Below are 19838 nucleotides of genomic sequence, written 5' to 3' on the forward strand. Positions count from 1 at the left end.
AATGAGCAAGCCGCTGCAGGCTGCCGACCGATCCGACTGGGGCACCCTTCTGGATGCCTACCGCACTCTGCCGGGCGTGGCCGACGAGCTGTTCGACAGCGCCGGGCGGGTGCGCCCGGTCTGGCAGCCGTTTCTGCGCGACCTCGCCGCCCTGGACGCAGACGCCCTCGACCATGCGCTGGCCCGGGGCGACCAGTATCTGCGCGATGCCGGCGTGTTCTTCCGCCAGTACGGCCCGACCGATTCGACCGAGCGCGACTGGCCGTTGAGCCACCTGCCGATGCTGATCGAGGCCGGGGAATGGCAGAACATCGCCACCGCCCTGATGCAGCGTGCCGACGTGCTGGAAGCGGCGATGGCCGATTTCTACGGGCCGAACCGGCTGGTCGCCGACGGCGTCGTGCCGGCCCGCCTGCTGGCGTCCAATCCGGAATGGCTGCGGCCGATGGTCGGCATCGAGCCCCGCCACGGCCATTACCTGCATTTCATCGCCTTCGATATCGGCCGCGGCCCCGACGGCAAGTGGTGGGTGCTGGGCGACCGGACCCAGGCGCCGTCCGGCGCCGGCTTCGCGCTGGAAACCCGCATGGCGACCTCGCGCAGCTTCTCCTCGCTGATGAGCAGCACCAACGTGATGCGGCTGGCCGGCTTCTTCCGCCGGTTCCGCGACACCCTGCTGGGGATGCGCAACGGCGACGGCAGCCGGGTGGCGATCCTGACGCCGGGCCCCCTGAACGACACCTATTTCGAGCACTCCTATATCGCCCGCTATCTCGGCCTGATGCTGGTGCAGGGTGCCGACCTGGCGGTGAAGGACAACCGGCTGATGGTCCGCACCGTCGGGGGACTGCAGCCGATCTCCGTGCTCTGGCGCCGCCTGGACGCGGAATGGACCGACCCGTTGGAACTCAACGAGAGATCGCGGCTCGGCACGCCGGGCATGATCGGCGCCCTGCGCTCCGGCTCCTTCACCATGGTCAACGCGCTCGGCTCCGGCGCGCTGGAGGCCCGCGCGCTCATGGCCTTCATGCCGCGCATGAGCGAGCACCTGACCGGCCAGCCGCTCGCCATGCCGAACATCGCCACCTGGTGGTGCGGCGGCGCGGGCGAGTGCGACTACGTCAAGGCGAACCTGGAACGCATGACCATCGACAGCGCTATGTCGACGCGCCTGCCCTTCGACCACGGCCCCAACGTGGTGATCGCCGGCAAGAAGCCGGACGGCACGCCGGTCGATCCGGCCTGGATCGACGCGCAGGGCCCGCTTCTGGCCGGACAGGAGATCGTCTCCCTGTCCACCGCCCCGGCCCTGGTCGACGGCAAGCTGGAGGCCCGGCCGATGAGCCTGCGGGTCTTCGTCGCCCGCTCGGGCAGCGGCTGGGTGGTCATGCCCGGCGGCTTCGCGCGGATCGGCCATTCGGCGGAAAGCGCCGACATCTCGATGCAGCGCGGCGGTGCCGTGTCCGACGTCTGGGTAGTGTCCGATGACGCCGGCCCGGCGGATACCCTGCTGGAGACCGGCGGCGGCACGGCCAAGCGGACGCTGGACGCGACCCTGCCGAGCACGGCGGCCGACAATCTGTTCTGGCTCGGCCGCTACGTCGAGCGCACGGATTTCAAGCTGCGTCTGCTGCGCGCCTACCACATCCGTCTGGCGGAAACCGGCGATGGCGACTACCCGCTGGCGGTGATGCTGTCCGAGTACCTGGAGTTCCTCGGCGCCGATGTCGCGGCGACGATCCCGGACAACGTGCTGGACGACATGCGGGCGGCCCTGCGCAGTTCGGGGCAGATCCGCGACCGGTTCTCCACCGACGCCTGGAACGCCCTGGTCGACCTGTCGCGCACCACCGAGATGTTCGCCACCCGCATCCAGCCGGGCGACGACGCCGCGCGGGCCTTCAGCGTGCTGCTGCGCAAGATCGCCGGCTTCGCCGGGCTGGTGCACGAGAACATGTACCGATTCACCGGCTGGCGCTTCCTCGGGATCGGCCGGGCGCTGGAGCGCGCCGGGCTTATGATGAACTTCCTGCGGGTCTTCACCGATGCCGATGCGCCGGAGGGCGCGCTGGATCTCGCCATCGAGGTCGGTGATTCGATCATGACCCACCGCCGCCGCTACGCCGCCGGAACCAGCCGCGACACGGTGATCGACCTGCTTCTGCTCGACGACATGAACCCGCGCTCGGTCCTGAACCAGCTCGTCTCGATCGACGACCACGCGTCCTACCTGCCGGTGACGGTCGAGGAGGTGCGGATGACCCCGTTCCAGCGCAAGGTGCTGGAGATCAAGACGGCCCTGACCACCGCCGCTCCGGGCGAAGTCAGCCCGGACAAACTGGAGCAGCTCTCGGGCGACACCGCCACCCTGTCCGGCCTGCTGGCCGACACCTATCTGCGGTAGCGCCGGCCATGCTGTACGACATCACTTTGAAGATCGAATACGCCTATGACAGCCTGGCCGATGCGGGCCGGCACATCCTGCGGCTGACCCCGGCCACCCTGCCGGGCCGCCAGCGGGTCATCGTCTCCAATCTCGACGTGAGCCCGACCCCGACCGAGCAGGGCTTCGCCTTCGACTTCTTCGACAACCGCTGCATCAGCATCTCCTATGACGAGGCGGTGGAGGAGACCGCCTTCCTGATGCAGGCCCGGGTCGACCGCGCCGCGCTGGAACCGCTGTTCGACGTGTCTCCCGACCTGCGCCGGCTGGCCAAGGAACTCGACACCCTCAACTCGGTCGCGTCGGAGGCGCCGCATCACTTCCGTGGTCGCTCGCCCAGGGTGCCGCCGGTCGCGGAGATCGCGACCTGGGCTGGCCGGCTGACCGCCGACAGTCAGAGCACGCTGGAGGCGGTGACCGCGGTCTGCACTGCCCTGCACCGCGAGATGGCCTTCGATCCGGAGGCGACCGCCGTCGACACGCCGCTGGAGGAGGCCTTCCGTGCCCGCCACGGCGTGTGCCAGGACTTCACCCATATCGCGATCTCGGCCCTGCGCAGCATCGGCGTGCCGGCCGGCTATGTGAGCGGCTTCCTGCGCACCATCCCGCCCAAGGGCGCCGCCCGGCTCGAGGGTGCCGACGCCATGCATGCCTGGGTGCGGGCCTGGTGCGGGCTGGAGATGGGCTGGGTGGAGTTCGATCCGACCAACAACATGATGGCCGGCGAGGATCATGTGGTGGTGGCGATTGGCCGCGACTATTTCGACGTGGCGCCGGTGAAGGGCATGTTTCGCACCGCCGGCTCCCAGGATACCTCGCAATCGGTCGATATGGTCGCCGTCCGGTCGTGAGCCATTCGGTGGAGGGCAGGATGAAACTCTACGGCCGCCCGTTCAGCGTCTATGTCCGTACCGTCCGGCTCTGCCTGGAGGAGAAGGGGTTGGCGTATGAGCTGATCCCCGTCGACCCGTTCGATCAGGCCGACCTGCCGGACTGGTATGCCGAGCTGCATCCGTTCGGAAAGATCCCGGCCTTCGAGGACGGCGACGTCCGGCTCTACGAGAGCGACGCGATCCAGCGCTATCTGGAGGCGCGCTATCCCGAGCCACCGCTACTGCCGACCGAACCCACGACTTTGGCCCGCGCAGTCCAGGCAATGCGGATCATGGACAACTACGCCTATCCGGCCATGGTCTGGAGCATCTTCGTCTGCGAGGCGCGGGACCTGGAGGAAGGCTGGATGCCCCGCGAAAAGGCGCTGGAGGTATCGCGCAAAGTGCTGGGCGAGCTGGAGCGGTGGCTGGCGGAGACTCCGTATCTGGCCGGCGATGCCCTGACCCTGGCCGATACGCATTTCCTGCCGGCGCTCGACCTGTTCGCCCGCACCGCGGTGGGACGGGAGATGATCGAGGCCCATCCGGCCGTCCACGCCTGGTGGCAGGGGCTGCGGGCTCGGCCCTCGGCGGTGGCCACGGCGTTTCCGCAGTGATCCCCCTTACCCGCCCCCCGTCATCCTGACGCACGTCAGGATCAAGCATCCCGCGCAGTCGGCTTGGTCCTGAATCAAGTTCGGGACGACGGGAGGGGGGTCGATCAGCCCCGCACACGCTACCCCTACCCCGACCCCATCGGCTGGTGCCGGCGCCGCACGCTTTCCGGGCGGCCGGGGATGGACAGCCGGGCGTCATTGCGCGCCTGCCGGGAGATCACCTTGCCCTTGGCGATCACGCAGAGCCGGTCCGGCCGCAGCCGCACCGCCTCGATCTTGTCGCCGGCATCCAGCACCACCAGCGACGCCGTGCAGCCGACCTCCAGCCCGTAGCCGTCCAGATGCATGATCTTCGCACTCTCTGCGGTGACCATGTCGAAGCAGCGGGCCATCTCTTCCGGCGCGCTCATCTGCGCCACGTGCAGCCCCATGAAGGCGACATCGAGCATGTCGCCGGTGCCCAGCGAGTACCACGGGTCGCGCACGCAGTCCTGGCCCCAGCCGACGGTGATGCCGAGCGCCTGCATCTCCTTCACCCGGGTCAGGCCCCGACGCTTGGGGAAGGTGTCGTGGCGGCCCTGGAGCATGATGTTGATCAGCGGGTTCGGGATCGCGGCCACCTGCGCCTCGGCCATCAGCGGCAGCAGCTTGGAGACGTAGTAGTTGTCCATGGAATGCATGGAGGTCAGGTGCGACCCGGTCACCCGCCCCTGGAGACCGAGCCGCTGGGCCTCATAGGCCAGGGTCTCGATGTGGCGGGACATCGGATCGTCGGTCTCGTCGCAATGCAGGTCGACCAGCAGCCCACGCTCGGCGGCGATCTCGCAGAGCGCCGTCACCGAGGCGACCCCATCGGCCATGGTTCGCTCGAAATGCGGGATGCCACCGACCACGTCGACGCCCATGTCCAGCGCGCGCACCGTGTTCTCATAGGCGGTGGGGTCGCGGTACAGCCCATCCTGCGGGAACGCGACGAGTTGCAGGTCGATATAGCCCTTCACCGCATCGCGCACGTCGAGCAGCGCCTGCACCCCGAGCAGCCGGTCGTCGCAGGTGTCCACATGGCTGCGGATCGCCAGCAGGCCGAGGCTCGCCGCCCAGTCGCAATAGGCCAGCGCCCGTTCCTTGACCTCGTCCACGGTCATCACCTGCTTCAGCTCACCCCACAGCGCGATGCCCTCCAGCAGAGTGCCGGACGCGTTGATCCGCGGCAGGCCGTAGCTGAGCGTGGCGTCCATGTGAAAATGCGGATCGACGAAGGGCGGGCTGACCAGATCGCCCGAGGCGTCGATCACCTCACCCGCTTCCACTGAGTCGTCCAGCCGCTCGACGGCGACAATACGACCGTCGCGGATGCCGATATCGGCGACCCGCCCGTCCGGCAGGGTGCCGCCCTTCACGACGATGTCGAACATCTCAGCGCTCTCCCCTGTTGAACGGCACCATCAGCGCCGCCGGTACTTCCGCCCGGCGCGACATCACCACGAGCGCCAGGATCGACAGCAGATACGGCATCATCAGGAAGATCTGGTAGGGAATATCGGCCCCCAGCGAGGTCTGCTGCAGCCGGATCTGCAGCGCGTCGAAGGCGGCGAATAGCAGCGCGCCGAGCAGCGCCTTGCCCGGCTTCCAGGCGCCGAACACCACCAGGGCGATGCAGATCCAGCCGCGTCCGTTGACCATCTCGAAGAAGAACGAGTTGAAGGCGGACATGGTCAGGAACGCCCCGCCGACGCCCATCAATCCGGAGCCGACCACCACCGCGCCCATGCGCAGGGCCGTCACCGAGAGGCCCTGGGCCTCCACCGAATGCGGGTTCTCGCCGACCGCCCGCACCGCCAGGCCCAGCGGCGTGCGGTACAGCACGAAGGCGACGACGGCGGCGGTGACGAAGGCGAGATAGGTCAGCGGTGTCTGCGCGAACAGGGCCTGCCCGACGATCGGGATGTCCGACAGCACCGGGATCGGCAGTTCCTTGAATGCCTCGATGCGCGGAGGGTTGGTGACCTGCGGCAGAGCCACCCGGTAGGCGAAATAGGTTGAGGCCGTCGCCAAAAGGGTGATGCCGAGGCCGACCACGTGCTGGCTGAGCCCGAACGGCACCGACAGGATCGCGTGCAGCAGCCCGAACAGCATCCCCGCCGCCATGGCCACCCCGACCCCGACCCAGAGATCGGCGCCGGAATAGACCGCCATCCAGCCGGCGAAGGCGCCGACCACCATGATGCCCTCGATGCCGAGGTTCAGCACACCGGCGCGCTCGCAGATCAGCTCGCCCAGGGTGGCGAAGATCAGCGGGCTGGCGATGCGCACGGCGGCCGCCCAGAAGCTGGCCGAGATCAGGATGTCGAGGATCTCCACCGCCTACCCCCTCACCACGCGAAAGCGCGTCAGCATGATCGCCAGCACCATCAGCAGCAGGGCCGTGGCGAGCAGGATGTCGGCGATATAGGTGGGCACGGCCGCCGCCCGGCTCATGCTGTCGGCGCCGACGAAGACACCCGCCACGAACAGGGCAGAGACGACCACGCCCAGCGGGTTCAGCAGGGCCAGCATGGCGACGATGATGCCGGTGTAGCCGAAGCCCGGGCTGAGGTCCAAGGTCAGGCTGCCCTTCAGCCCGGCCACCTCGGAGAAGCCGGCGAGACCGGCGAGGCCGCCGGAAATCAACGCGGTCTTGATCACCACCTTGGTCACCGGGATGCCGGCGAAGGCGGCGGCTCGCTGGTTCAGGCCGACCGCGCGGATCTCGTAGCCGAGCGTCGTGCGGGTCTGCATCACCCAGACCAAGAGCGCGCAGATCAGTGCCAGGCCGAAGCCCCAGTGCAGCCGCAGCCCGTCGACGATGCGCGGCAGCCGCGCCTCGGCGACCAGCCGCTCCGATTTCGGCCAGCCCATGCCCATGGGGTCCTTCAGCGGTCCCTCCAGCAGCATGGACACGAACAGGATCATCACGAAGTTCAGCAGCAGCGTGGTCACCACCTCGTCCACCCCGAGCCGGGTCTTCAGGAAGGCCGGGCCGAGCAGCATCAGCGCCCCGCCGGCGATGGCGGCCAGCATCAGGATCGGCAGCAGCAGGACCGCGGGCAGCGGCAGCAGCCCGGTGCCCAGGACCACCGCCAGCAGCGCGCCCATGTAGAGCTGCGCCTCCGCCCCGATGTTCCAGAGCTTGGCGCGGAAGGCGACGGCGACGGCAAGGCCGGTGAAGATCAGCGGTGTGGCCCGGTTCAGGGTCTCCAGCAGCGCGAATTTGGAGCCCACGGCGCCCTTGACGATCAGCCCGAGCACGGCGACCGGGTTGGATCCCGCAACCAGGGCGAGTGCCATCGCAATGGCGACCGTCCCGCCCAACGCCAGCGCCGGCAGGCCGAGGGTCCGGGACCAGCCGGGATCGGCGACAGGTTCAAGCCGCATGGCTATCTTCTTCCTCGAATCCCTGCCCCGCCATCCACACACCAAGCTCCGCCGGGGTCTTGGTGCCGCGGGCGAAGGCCGGCGACAGGCGGCCCTCGGAGATCACGTGGATGACGTCGGCCAGGGTCAGGATCTCGTCCAGGTCCTCGGAGATCAGCAGCACGGCGGCCCCGGCGTCCCGTGCCTCGATCAGCCGGTTCTGCACATAGGTGACAGCGCCGATATCGAGGCCCCGCACCGGCTGGACGGCGAGAATGATCTTCGGCTCGGCCTCAAGCGCGCGGCCCAGGATCAGCTTCTGCATGTTGCCGCCGGACAGCAGTCGGATGCGTGCATCGGGTCCGGGGCAACGGACGTCGTAGCGCTCGATGATCGCCCGCGTGTGCCGGTCGACCGCCGTCCAGTCGAACCATCCGCGCCTGGAAAAGGGTTCTTTTTCATAGGCTTCCAGGACTGCGTTCTCGGACAGCGTAAAATCAGAGATCGTGCCCGTGCGGTGCCGGTCTTCGGGGATGCGGCCGATCCTGGCGTCCAGGGCGGCGCGAGGGGTCCAGGCCCCCACGCCCTCGCCGGCCACCTCGAAGACGCCCGAGTCCGGCACGGTCTCGCCAGCGATCAGGTCTGCCAGGGCCGCCTGCCCGTTGCCCGACACGCCCGCCAGCCCGGTGATCTGTCCGGCCCGCAGGTCGAGGGACAGGGACCGCAGCCCGACCGCGTTGCCGACCGGCGTGGTCGAGACCTCGCGCAACCGCAGCAGCACCGCGCCGGGTGCCGCCCCGCCGACCTCGGGCGCTACGATCTCCGAGCCCACCATCAGGTGCGCGAGCTGGTGCCGGTCGGTGTCGGCCGTCGCCGCCTCGCCCACCAGCTTGCCGTGGCGCAGCACGAGCACCCGCGAGGAGATCGCCAGCACCTCATGCATCTTGTGGGAGATGAAGATGATCGACAGCCCGCGCGCCACCGCCTTGCGCAGGGTGGCGAACAGGTCGTCCGTCTCCTGCGGCGTCAGCACGGCCGTCGGCTCGTCCAAAATGAGAATGCGGGCGTCGCGGTACAGCGCCTTCAGGATCTCCACCCGCTGGCGCTCGCCGACACTGAGCGCACCCGCCTTGGCCTCTGGGTGCACCGCCAGACCGAAGTCGCGGCTGAGTTGCTCGATCCGCGCCCGCGCCGCCGCCCGCCCGGTCCCCAGACGCCACAGCGGCTCTGTGCCCAGGATGATATTGTCCAGGACGGAGAGGTTGTCGGCGAGAGTGAAGTGCTGGTGCACCATGCCCACACCCGCCTCCAGGGCGGCACGCGGGTTGCCCGGCGGCAGGGCGTGGCCGAAAACCTCGATGTCGCCCGCGTCGGCCGTGTAATGGCCGAACAGGATGTTCATCAGGGTGGTCTTGCCGGCCCCATTCTCGCCGAGCAGCGCGATCACCTCGCCCTCGTGCAGGTCGAAGGTGATCGCATCGTTGGCGGTCAGCGGGCCGAACCGCTTGGTGATGTTGCGGAGGCGCAGGACAGCCCGCGCCCCCGGATCGGTCGGCATCAGCTCGACTTCGGTTCTTCGTCGTTGATCTCGACGGTGTACTTGCCGGCCTTGATCGCCGCCTCGCGCTTCTCGACCAGGGCCATGGCCTCGGCCGGAACCTTGCCCTCGAAGGTGCCGAGCGGCGCCAGCGAGCAGCCGCCCTCCTTCATGAAGGAATACTTGCCGTAGTTGTCGGCCTTGAACGTGCCGTCCTGCACCTTCGCCAGCGCGGCGTTGAAGGTCGGCTCGAAATGCCAGAGCGCCGAGGCGACCACCGTGTTCGGATAGTCCGGCTGGGTCTCGATCACGTTGCCGATGGCCAGGATGCCCTTCTCCTGCGCCGCGTCCGACACGCCGAACCGCTCGGCATAGAGCACGTCGGCACCGTTCTCGATCATGGCGAAGGCGGTCTCCTTGGCCTTCGGCGGGTCGAACCAGGAACCGATGAAGCTCACCTGGAAGGTGATGTCCGGGTTCATCTCCTTCGCCCCGGCCATGAAGGCGTGCATCAGCCGGTTCACCTCGGGGATCGGGAAGCCGCCGACCATGCCGATATTGCCCGACTTCGTCATCGATCCGGCAATGATGCCAGAGAGATACGAGGCGTCCTGGATATAGTTATCGAACACGGCCAGGTTCGGATAGGCCGGATCCTCCAGGAAGCTGGAGCCCATCAGGAAGGCCACGTCCGGGTATTCCAGGGTGACCTCGCGGGCCTCCTGCTCGACGCCGAAGATCTCGCCGACGATCAGCTTCACGCCCTGCTCGGCATATTCCCGCATGACCCGGGGGTAGTCGGTATTGGCGGTGTTCTCGGAGAAGGTGTAGGTCACCTCGCCATTCGCCTGGGCGGCCTCGGCGGCCTTGTGGATGCGGCTCACCCACTGCTGCTCGACCGGGACGGTGTAGATGCCGGCGGTCTTGATCGGCTCGGCCGCGAACAGCGTCGACGGCTTGGTCAGCAGGCCGGCGGCCATGGCGGCACCGGACGCGCCCAGCACACCGCGCCGGGTCCAGCCGGCCCGACTCATCGGGAAATTCTTTTTCATGACACCACCCCTGTCCCTGTCATTGCGGAAATCGGCTCACGACGGTTTGTGCACCGTGACAAGCCCATGCTGCCGCAGTCCTTTAGCGGGCGCAATAAAGACGGGATATCGTTGAAATTCTTGGGGATGGCGCGGCGGCCGGCGCAGGCACCGCACCGCAGCAAAAACTTAGGCGGCCTGGACCTCCAGGCGGTCCCGGCCGGCGTTCTTGCTCGCGTACAGCGCCTGGTCCGCCCGGGCCAGGGCGGCGTCAATCGAGCCGTCGCCGGCCCGCAACGGCGTCATGCCTACGCTCGTGGTCACGGTAATCTCGAGCCCGTTCCAGACCACCGGCTCCTCCCGGACCGAGCGCAGCACCCGATCGGCCACGAGCGCACCCTGATCGACCGGCGTGCCGGCGGCCAGGATGGCGAACTCCTCCCCGCCCAGCCGGCCGAACGTGTCGGTCTCCCTCAACTGACCGGCGACCCGTTCGGCCACCTCACGCAGGACCGCATCCCCCGCGTCGTGGCCGTAGGAATCGTTCACCGACTTGAAGTGATCGAGGTCCATCATCATCACACAGGCTTCGCCGCCATACCGGTCGAGCCGCCGGAGTTCCTGGGTCATCCGCTCGCGGAAGGCGCGGCGGTTGGCGAGGCCGGTCAGGGAATCGGTGGTCGCCAGCCGCTCCAGTTCGACGTTCAGGTCCTCGAGCTGCTTGGCATAGGCGCGCAGCATGAGCTGGTTGCTGACCCGCGCCCGGACGATGGCAGGGTTGAACGGCTTGGTGATGTAGTCGATCGCGCCGAGGCGCAGGCCCGCTTCCTCATCCTCCACGTCGGCATGGCTGGTGACGAAGATCACCGGAATGAGCGCGGTGCGCGGATCACTCTTGAGCCGGATGATGACCTCGTGGCCGTTCATGTCCGGCATCTCGATATCGAGCAGGATCAGGTCCGGCAGGGTCGCCTTGGCCTTGGTCAGAGCATCCATCCCGCCGAGCGAGAACGACACGGCTGCCACATCCTTCAGGATCGTCGCCAGAATCCGCACGTTCTCGCGCGCATCGTCGACGATGAGAATGCGGGAACCGGAGATATCGAGATCGGTGTTCATCGCCTGACCGTCCTCATCCCGTGTTCAGCAAGGCGCTGAGCTTGCTGGCGGCCGCGCCGTAGTTCAGGTCGTCGATCGCCGTTGCGACCTCCTCCGCGACGGCGCCGTCACGCGCCCGCAGGGCCGGCTCCAGCGCCCGCCAGGTGTCCTCCGCTTCCATATCGCCGGACCGCAGCTGCTCGACCAGAGCGCGGATATCGGCCGGACCCGCCTTGGTCGGAAACGGCACCAGATTGGCTCCCGCCGTCTCCTGAGCGGTAGCCGCATCGATATCGGCGATCACGTCGGCCAGCGCATCGGCGAGGTCCTGCGCCAGTTCGCCTATCGCCGCCGCATCAACCAGACCGTCGGCATCGATCTTTAATTCCAGCGCCTTGGAAGCCTCGAAAACCGCCAGCGCCCGCAGGTTGCCCGCCACGCCCCGAATCTGATGGGCGATCCGGCGCGCCTGATCGCGATCCCCCTCCGCAATGGCCACTCGAAGCGCCTGCCCGGTGTCGGCCTGACCTTCACGGAACTTCAGCAGAAGTCGCGAGATCAGATCGTCAGGCAGGGCACGGCGGAGTTCGTCCGTATCGATCGTCGTCAGGCTGTCCACGTTGATGATCATCGGCGTCTCCGGGTCGGATGGCGTGGTCATGGCGGGCTCCGGCTGCGCAGCCGGACGGCTCTCGGCCGCCTCACAGTGACGGGCCAGGGCCTCGAACAGCCTTTCCTCGCCCAGGGGTTTGGCCACGTGGTCGCACATGCCGGCGGCGAAGCACTTCTGGCGCTCCTCCTCCAGGGCATGCGCCGTCATGGCAATGATCGGGAGCGTTCTGAAGCGGTCGTCGTGCTGGATGCGTCGGGTCGCCTCAAAGCCATCCATGATCGGCATCTGCACATCCATCAGGACCGCGTTGTAATACCCCGGTCCGGCCTCGAACACGCGCTCGACCGCGTCCTGGCCATTGTCGACCACGTCGACCCTGACACCCTGCTGTTGCAGCACGGCGACGGCGACCTCCTGATTGATCTCGTTGTCTTCGGCCAGCAGCACACGCAGACCGGGCAGAACCGTAATCGGCGGGCGGCGGGACGCCGCGTTGCGCGCATAGCGCTGGCCCGTGCGCCTGCCCACCGCCGTGGCGATCGCGTCGAAGAGCGTTGACTGGTTGACCGGCTTGGCCACATAGCCGGCCAGCCCCGACTCGGTCGCGGCCAGCACGGCCTCGTCCGGCATATAGGCCGAGACCAGAATGGTCGCGGGATGCGGGCCGTCGCCGCAGTTCTCGCGGATCCGTCGCGCCGTCTCGATGCCGTCCATCTCCGGCATCATCCAGTCCATCAGCACGATGTTGTAGGTGAGTTCGCCCCGGTCGACGCCGATCCGCCGCAGGGCCGACGGCCCGTCCACCGCCACATCGACCTCGAAGCCCATGGCCCGCAGGGTGTCGCCGATCACCAGACGGGCCATCTGGTTGTCGTCGACCACCAGGACCCGAAGGCTGCGCAGATCGGCCGGGAGCACCGCCTGCGGCTTCGCCCTGGTGGTCCCCAGCTCGAGGCGGGCGGTGAAGTGGAAGGTCGACCCGACGCCGGGCTCCGACTCGACCCAGATGCGCCCGTCCATCCGCTCGGCCAGCTCCTTGGAGATCGTGAGCCCGAGCCCGGTGCCGCCGAATTTCCGCGTGGTCGACACGTCCGCCTGGGTGAAGGGCCGGAAGATCTGACCGAGCTGCTCCGGCGTCATCCCGACCCCGCTGTCGCGCACCGAAACGAGAAGCTCGACTCGACCGTCGATCATCTCGGTCGGCCGCACGGACACGATGATCTCGCCCTCCGAGGTGAACTTGATGGCGTTGGAGCAGAGATTGGTGAGAATCTGACCGAGCCTGAGCGGATCGCCGACCAGTTCCTGTGGCGTATCCGGATCGACGCTGATCAGAAACTCCAGCTCCTTTTCGGCCGCCCGCGGCGCCACCATCGCGGTGACGTTCTCAATAACCTTCATCAGGCGGAACTCGGTCTTCTCAATCGAGATCTGGCCGGCCTCGATCTTCGAGAAGTCCAGAATGTCGTTGATGATGCCGAGCAGGTTCTCGGACGAGAACAGGACCTTCTGGGCGTAATCGAGCTGCTTGGGATTGAGGCTGGTCTGGGCCAGCAGCCGGCTCAGGCCGATGATGCCGTTCAGCGGCGTGCGGATCTCGTGGCTCATATTCGCCAGGAAGGACGACTTGGCCCGGGTTCCCTCCTCGGCCGCGTCGCGGGCCTCGGACAGGCGTTTCATCGTCCGGTCCTGCTCCAGCTCCATCCCGAGCCAGCGGCCCATCATCTCGACGAGAACCAGGTCGCTCTTGGAGAACGGCCGATCCCGCGGCTCGATGGAGGAGAAGTTTATCGTGCCATAGACCGCACCCTCGACGATCACCGGCGCGCCGATATAGGTCCGCCGCCCGAAGATCCGGAAGCACTCGGCATCCGCGAGCGTACTCTCTGCCACGTCATGGAAGGCAAGCGCGCGCTCATGGGCCAGGGTGTGCCGGCAGTATGTGGTCTCCAGATCGAAGGTGGTTCCAGGCACCCGGATCGGACCGGTTCCGACGGAATGCTCGACGATGTAGCGGCCGTCCGCCGTGCGGCTGGCGGTACCAAGTTCCGTACCGAAATGGTCGACGCCAAGCTGCAGAATGCGCCGGATACGCTCTTCCGTCGTCAGCGTGACGTCGGTCGACAGCTCCTGGAACTGGTGAAGGATCGCCGCCGTCATGTCGAGCTCGGAGGCGTAGCGCCGGAACACCTCCAACGATCCCGCCAAGTCGGCCACCTCACGCACCCGGCTCTCCACGCTCTCCACGGGGGAGAGGTCTCCGGTCGGGATCCGAACCATGGCGTCGGTGATATGGGACAGGGGGCGCTGGACGGCGTTGAGGACGATGCTGGCGATCACCGTGCCGATCACAAGCGCACCGATGGAGAAGATCACCACCAGCATATTGGTCAGACGGGAGACCGCGGTGAGGTTGCCATGGATCGTCTGGGTGAGCTGGTTCGCCTCCTCGGCGATGGCCTTCTCGAGGACGACAAGCGCCTTTAGGGCCGAGCCATCATCGACCCTGATCGCCGCATCGACCGCCGACGCGGGCGCGCCGCCCTGGACCATGCTGAGCGCGATGTCGATGTTGAGATCGTAGAAGTAGAGGGTGGTGTCGATGACCTCCAGCGCCTTGGATTCCTGCTCGGTCAGCGGGAGGGCGCGATAGCGTTCGATCGTGGCCCTCCCGAGTTCGACACCCCGTCGGGCCATTGGCGCGAAGGCGGTGTCGCCCAGCAGCACGAGCTTCTTGAAGAAGTCGATCATGCCGCCAAAGCCGATATCCCGCCGGAATTCACGCAGCAGCTCAAGTTTGGTCGGTTTGTCTGAATGAACGGCACGCCGTGCCGACTCGGCCTGGTGGAGGTCATCCAGGGCGAACAGCACCCCCGGCGACCACAGCGCCATGGCGCGCGCCGTTTCCTTCGGGGTGTTGCCATAGGCCCGCATGACCTGCGCGAGTTCTGACCGGTCGTAGAGGACGTTGACCAGGTCCTCGATCTCGCGGAGCGCGGCCCTTTCCTTGGGCGTGATGTCGACCGTGCGGTAGCGTTCGACCGCCGAGCGCACCGTACCGAGGTCGGCATGAAGCGAGTCGATATAGTCGTAGTCGCCGCGCAGGACGAAGTTCAGCAGGTGATGGATCGCACCGCCATAGCCCAGATAGTCAGTGATCTCGACCAGGGACCGGGCCCGCACGGCGCTGGCGTCGCGATACGCGTTCCAGCTCTCCTGGGTCTCCGCCACCCGATGGTTGACCCAGACCGTCGCGCCGATTCCGAAGGCTCCCGCCAGGAAAAGCAGGCCAACCAGGCCGATCGTTAATGTCCGCAGTGAAAAGCGCACCCCGGCGCCTCCATTCGACTAAACCAGTCACTGCGACACAATCTGCTCCACACAGTGACGCGGCGCTCCAAAACCTTGGTAACGCATGGGCGGTAAGCGAAACGTTAATGACCCAACCCCGGCGAACGGCCCTGCCCCTGCGTACGGGCATTCCATCACTTCAGATTACGGGTTAAATATATCTGACGAAGATAACCAAAAGTCGTACATGAACGGCATCTTGGTCCGACACACCAAGAATACCCGGGAGATCGGCCGGCGCCAATGACGGGCAGCATCAGTCTTACCCAGCAGACCACCGAGGCGCTGCGCGCCAAGATCGCAGAAGGTCCCATGAAACCCGGGGACCGTCTGCCCACGGAAAAGGAACTGGAGGCCGAGTTCGGGGTCAGCCGCACCGTGATCCGCGAAGCCGTGGCGGTGCTGAAGGCCGAGGGCCTGGTCGAACCGCGGCGCGGGGCCGGCATCTTCGTGCTCGACCCGGTGCTGTCCCGTCCGCGCGGCATGCCGTCCTTTCTGCCGGGGCAGATGTACCAGGCGCTGGATCTGCTGGAGCTGCGCATGGCGGTGGAGGTCGAGGCCGCCGGCCTCGCCGCGACCCGGCGCACCCTCTCCCAGGACGCGCGCATCCGCGAGCATATGGCCGATTTCGGCCGCGCGCTGGAGACCGGCGCGAAGACCGTCGAACTCGACATCGCGTTCCATGACGCGATCGCCCAAGGGACCAACAACGCCCTGTTCCCCGGCTTTCTGGAATCCCTCGGCCGCAACGCGATCCCCCGCAGCTCCCTGTCGGCCGAGCAGCGGGCGCGGCTGATCAGCCACGACTATCTGCAGCGGGTGCATCAGGAGCATCTGGCCATCGCCGACGCCATCAGCGCCGGGGATGCCGACCGGGCGCGCGATGCCATGCGGGCGCATCTGAGCGGCAGCATCGCCCGCTACCGCGCCTCGCTCTGAGAGGAGCGGTTGCCGATGACCTCCACCGTCGACTGCGTGCTGGATGCCGGCGCCACCCTGGGCGAGGGTATCGTCTGGGACGCGTCAGCCCAGCGACTCTGGTGGGTGGATATCGCCGCCCCTGCCCTGCACCGGTTCGACCCCGCAACCGGCAAGAACGAGACCTGGGCGATGCCGTCGGCGATCGGCTGCGTCGCACCGCGGGCGGACGGCGAGGCCGTGGTCGGACTTGAGGACGGCTGGTGTGCCTTCGATCCGGCGACCGGCGCGGTCGAGATACTCAACGCCGAGGCGCCGGGTGCATCGGGCATGCGGTTCAACGACGGCTGCGTCGATCCGGCCGGGCGGTTCTGGGCAGGCACCATGCCGAAGGCCGGCCCGGCGAACGCAGCCGCGGGAGAGCCCGGAAACGGGCTGCTGTTCCGGCTCGATGCCGATGGCACCTCTCCGCGGATCCTGGACGGGCTGTACACCCAGAACGGACTCGCCTTCTCGCCGGACGGGTCGGTCATGTACCTGTCCGACAGCCACCCGGCGGTCCGCACCATCTGGGCCTTCGACTTCCATCTGGAGAGCGGCACGCCGACCAACCGCCGGGTCTTCTTCGACACCCGCCAGGTCGCCGGACGGCCGGACGGCGCCGCCATGGACGCCGAGGGCTGCTATTGGATGGCCGGAATCGAAGGCTGGCAGGTGGTCCGCATCACCCCGGCCGGCGGCATCAACCGCATCATCGAGGTGCCGGTGGAGAAGCCGACCTGCCTCGCCTTCGGCGGTCCGCGGCTCGACACCCTCTATCTGACCTGCATGGGCCCCGGCCTGATCACCCCCGGCAGCGAGGCGCGCCAGCCCAGGGCCGGCGGCCTCTTCGCCCTGAACCCCGGCGTCCCCGGCTACGCACCCCCGCCCTGCGCGGCCTGACCTACCCGGCCAGCCAGTTCGGCAGGGTCAGCGAGATCGCCGGGATGAACGTGGTCAGCACCAGCGCCACCAGGATCGCCGCGTAGAACGGCCAGATCGTGCGCACCGCCCGCTCGATCGGCACCTTGCCGACGGCGCAGCCCAGGAACAGGCAGGCCCCCACCGGCGGCGTGCACAGGCCCAGGCCCAGGTTCATCATCAGGATCATGCCGAACTGCACCGGGTCCATGCCGAAGGCCACCACCACCGGCAGGAAGATCGGCGTGCAGATCAGGATCAGCGCCGCCATGTCCATGATCATCCCCAGCACCAGCAGCATGAGGTTGATCATCAGCAGGATCATGATCGGGTTCTCCGAGACCCCGGTCATGAACTCGATCATCTTGTTGGGCACCTGATAGAAGGTCAGCATGTAGGCGAAGGCCGTGGCCGAGGCGACCAGGATCAGCACCATCGAGGTCGTGCGCACCGAGTTGATCACCGCCGTGCTGAACGCCCGCCAGGTCATCGAGCGGTACACGATCAGCGTCACCGCGAAGGCGTAGAGCGTGCCGAAGGCGCCGGACTCGGTCACCGTGAACACCCCGGACAGCACGCCGCCCACGATGATCACGGCGGTGAACAGCCCGGGAATCGCCGCCACGAAGGTCAGCAGCAGGGCACTCATCCCCGGAAACGTCTCCGCCTTGTAGCCGCGCTTCACCGCGATCAGATAGGCGGCGACGGCCAGGCAGATGCACATCAGCATCCCCGGCACGACGCCGGCCAGGAACAGCGAGGAGATGGAAATCCCGCCGCCGGCGGCGATCGCATACAGAATCATGTTGTGGCTGGGCGGCACCAGGATGCCGGCGATCGACGAGGTGACGGTGACGTTGACCGCGTAGTCGTCGTCGTAGCCCTTCTCCTTCATCACCGGGATCAGGATTGAGCCCAGCGCCGAGATGTCGGCCACGGCCGAGCCGGAGATGCCACCGAACAGCATCGAGGAGAACACATTCACCACGCCGAGCCCGCCGCGCACCGCACCCACCGCCGCCGAGGCGAAGCGCACCAGCCGGATGGCGATGCCGCCGTGGAACATGAGCTCACCGGCGAAGATGAAGAACGGAATCGCCATCAGCGAAAAGACGTTGATGCCGGAAATGATGCGCTGGAACGCGATCACCATCGGCAGGCCCTCGTAGAAGAAGGCGGCGACGGCGGCAACGCCCAGGGCGAAGGCGACCGGCACCCCGATCACCACGCACAGTGCGAACACCCCGAGAAGGATCAGCAGGCCCATGGTGAGGTCTCCCTACTCGGCGGAAGGCGGGAGGCCGGCGGGCGGCGTCTCGAGTATCCGGTCGTCCAGGCGTTCGCCGGTGAAGAAGCGGATCAGGTGGCCGATCGAATAGGCCAGGGTGAAGGCGCCGCAGAGCGTCAGGGGCACGGCGCGCAGTCCTTCGGGCAGATGGATCAGCGGGATCTCCGCACTCCACTTGAACAGGACCAGCTTGTAGCTGTTGACCATCATCACGGCGCCGAACACCGCCATGATCAGGTAGGTCAGCAGTTCCATCGCCAGGCGCATCGGCCGCGGCGCGATATCGCGGAAATACGACACGCCCAGATGCGAGCGCTCATGCACGCCGGTCGAGGCGCCGAGGAAGCCGATCAGCGCGACCAGCAGCAGCGCCACCTGCTCCACCCATGTCGGGGTGGCGTTCAGCACGTAGCGGCCGAAGACCAGCCAGCCGAAGATCACGGTCAGGGTCACCATGGCGGCCCCCGAAACGACGAGGCTGACCTGGCAGACGGCGTCGAGGAGCCGGTAGAACGGCTGGAGGGCTGCATGCAGCGGCCCCCTGCGGCCGGCGTCGGTCTGCGAACTCGGCGTATGCATCGCGGCGCACCACCCCTGAAGATCCGGTGCGGCACCCGGGCCGCGGGAAAGAAAAAGGGCCGCCGGAGGTCGTGGGACCGACCGTTCCGGCGGCCTTGCAGGAAGCCCTTACTGCGTGGCCTGGATGGCTTCCACCAGGGGCTTCAGGTCGGGGTTGGATTCCAGGAATTTGGCGTAGACCGGCTTCATCGCGTCCTGGAAGGCCTTCTTGTCGGCGATGTCGTTGAACTTCACACCGGCCTTGATGACCTTCTCGCGGCTCGCCTCGGCCCGCTTGGCCCAGAGTTCGCGCTGCAGGACGGAGGATTCGCGGGCCGCGTTGCGCACCAGTTCCTTATCGGCGTCCGACAGGGCGTTGTAGACATCGGCGTTGATGCAGACGCATTCCGGGATGATCAGGTGCTCGGACATGGAGTAGAAGCCGGCGACCTCGAAATGCCCGGTGGACTCGTAGGACGGCCAGTTGTTCTCCGCCCCGTCGACCACGCCGGTCTTCAGCGACTGATAGACCTCGGAGAAGGCCATCGGCGAGGGGTTGCCGCCCATGGCCGAGATCATGCCGGAATACAGGTCGTTGTTCATGACCCGCACCTTCATGCCGGCGACGTCGTCGGGCTTATTGATCGGCTTCTTGGTGTTGTAGAAGGACCGCGCGCCGGAATCGTACCAGGCGAGTGCGACGATCCCGATCTTCTCCATGCCGGCGCTGATCTGCTCTCCGGGCGCGCCGTCCATGGCGCGGTGCATGTGGTCCTGGTCCTTGAAGATGAACGGCAGCGAGACGACGTTCGCCTCCGGCGCCACCGGACCGATCGGACCGAGGTTGAAGTTGGCGATCTCGATCGCGCCGATCCGCAGTTGCTCGATGGCGTCCGGCTGGCTGCCCAGCACACCGCCATGGAACATCTTCAGGGTGATCCGCCCGTCGCTGTTCTTGTCCAGCAGCTCGGCGAACTTGTCCATGGCGACCGTGTTCGGATAGTCCGGAACGTGGATGTTCCAGCCCTTCCACTCGGCCGCCTGGACAGCGCCGGAAAGTCCGGCCGCCACGACGACCGCAGCGGCGGTCGCACCAATCCTGTCGATCAGTTTCATCTCGTCCTCCCTATGGTTGCCCGATTTGCCCGGGCTTTTTGAG

General features: G+C 67.2%; 15 protein-coding genes. 5 read left to right on the top strand and 10 right to left on the bottom strand.

What is annotated here, in order from left to right:
- The first annotated feature begins 1 nt into the window (after position 1).
- From G578_RS0101160 to G578_RS24085, 3 genes are read left to right on the top strand one after another with little or no spacing between them, the layout of a single operon-like run.
- Positions 2 to 2404, top strand: a complete 2403-nt coding sequence (locus G578_RS0101160; RefSeq protein ID WP_051243499.1) for a circularly permuted type 2 ATP-grasp protein — start codon at positions 2 to 4, stop codon at positions 2402 to 2404.
- An 8-nt stretch (positions 2405 to 2412) separates the two neighbouring features.
- A complete protein-coding gene (locus G578_RS0101165) occupies positions 2413 to 3294 on the top strand; it encodes a transglutaminase family protein (protein ID WP_028792699.1) in 882 nt (293 codons plus the stop codon).
- Between the two features lie 20 nt (positions 3295 to 3314).
- Complete coding sequence (locus G578_RS24085; protein WP_051243502.1) at positions 3315 to 3932, top strand: glutathione S-transferase family protein; 618 nt, start codon at positions 3315 to 3317, stop codon at positions 3930 to 3932.
- A 125-nt stretch (positions 3933 to 4057) separates the two neighbouring features.
- On the opposite strand, the gene G578_RS0101175 is transcribed toward G578_RS24085, so the two are convergent.
- The 7 genes from G578_RS0101175 to G578_RS28025 form a co-directional block, all read right to left on the bottom strand.
- Positions 4058 to 5347, bottom strand: a complete 1290-nt coding sequence (locus G578_RS0101175; protein ID WP_028792700.1) for an amidohydrolase family protein — start codon at positions 5345 to 5347, stop codon at positions 4058 to 4060.
- A 1-nt stretch (position 5348) separates the two neighbouring features.
- Positions 5349 to 6293 carry an ABC transporter permease gene (locus G578_RS0101180; protein ID WP_028792701.1) on the bottom strand — a complete coding sequence of 315 codons (945 nt, stop codon included), beginning with the start codon at positions 6291 to 6293 and terminating at the stop codon, positions 5349 to 5351.
- Between the two features lie 3 nt (positions 6294 to 6296).
- The gene (locus G578_RS0101185) at positions 6297 to 7346 is read right to left on the bottom strand and encodes an ABC transporter permease (protein WP_028792702.1); all 1050 of its coding nucleotides are present in this window, start codon (positions 7344 to 7346) and stop codon (positions 6297 to 6299) included.
- Positions 7336 to 8883, bottom strand: coding sequence for an ABC transporter ATP-binding protein (locus tag G578_RS0101190; protein ID WP_028792703.1), 1548 nt, complete (start codon positions 8881 to 8883; stop codon positions 7336 to 7338). The genes G578_RS0101185 and G578_RS0101190 overlap by 11 nt, the downstream gene beginning before the upstream one ends.
- Positions 8883 to 9914, bottom strand: coding sequence for a BMP family protein (locus G578_RS0101195; protein WP_156907158.1), 1032 nt, complete (start codon positions 9912 to 9914; stop codon positions 8883 to 8885). The genes G578_RS0101190 and G578_RS0101195 overlap by 1 nt, the downstream gene beginning before the upstream one ends.
- 168 nt (positions 9915 to 10082) lie before the next feature.
- The gene (locus tag G578_RS30270) at positions 10083 to 11012 is read right to left on the bottom strand and encodes a GGDEF domain-containing response regulator (RefSeq protein ID WP_028792705.1); all 930 of its coding nucleotides are present in this window, start codon (positions 11010 to 11012) and stop codon (positions 10083 to 10085) included.
- A gap of 13 nt (positions 11013 to 11025) precedes the next feature.
- Complete coding sequence (locus G578_RS28025) at positions 11026 to 14934, bottom strand: response regulator (protein WP_051243504.1); 3909 nt, start codon at positions 14932 to 14934, stop codon at positions 11026 to 11028.
- A 264-nt stretch (positions 14935 to 15198) separates the two neighbouring features.
- On the opposite strand from G578_RS28025, the gene G578_RS0101210 reads away from it, so the two are divergent.
- Complete coding sequence (locus tag G578_RS0101210; protein ID WP_028792706.1) at positions 15199 to 15894, top strand: FadR/GntR family transcriptional regulator; 696 nt, start codon at positions 15199 to 15201, stop codon at positions 15892 to 15894.
- Positions 15895 to 15909: 15 nt separating this feature from the next.
- Entirely contained in the window at positions 15910 to 16815 is a 906-nt protein-coding gene (locus G578_RS0101215) for an SMP-30/gluconolactonase/LRE family protein (protein ID WP_028792707.1), read from the top strand.
- A 1-nt stretch (position 16816) separates the two neighbouring features.
- Here the strand turns inward: G578_RS0101215 and G578_RS0101220 are convergent, their stop codons facing one another.
- From G578_RS0101220 to G578_RS0101230, 3 genes are all read right to left on the bottom strand, one after another.
- Positions 16817 to 18100: a TRAP transporter large permease gene (locus G578_RS0101220; RefSeq protein WP_028792708.1), complete on the bottom strand. Its 1284-nt coding sequence runs from the start codon at positions 18098 to 18100 to the stop codon at positions 16817 to 16819.
- Positions 18101 to 18112: 12 nt separating this feature from the next.
- Positions 18113 to 18700 carry a TRAP transporter small permease gene (locus tag G578_RS24095; RefSeq protein WP_084618600.1) on the bottom strand — a complete coding sequence of 196 codons (588 nt, stop codon included), beginning with the start codon at positions 18698 to 18700 and terminating at the stop codon, positions 18113 to 18115.
- A gap of 108 nt (positions 18701 to 18808) precedes the next feature.
- Positions 18809 to 19795, bottom strand: coding sequence for a TRAP transporter substrate-binding protein (locus G578_RS0101230; RefSeq protein ID WP_028792709.1), 987 nt, complete (start codon positions 19793 to 19795; stop codon positions 18809 to 18811).
- Between the last annotated feature and the right edge of the window lie 43 nt (positions 19796 to 19838).

Source organism: Thalassobaculum salexigens DSM 19539 (assembly GCF_000423805.1).
Classification (GTDB): Bacteria; Pseudomonadota; Alphaproteobacteria; order Thalassobaculales; family Thalassobaculaceae; genus Thalassobaculum; species Thalassobaculum litoreum.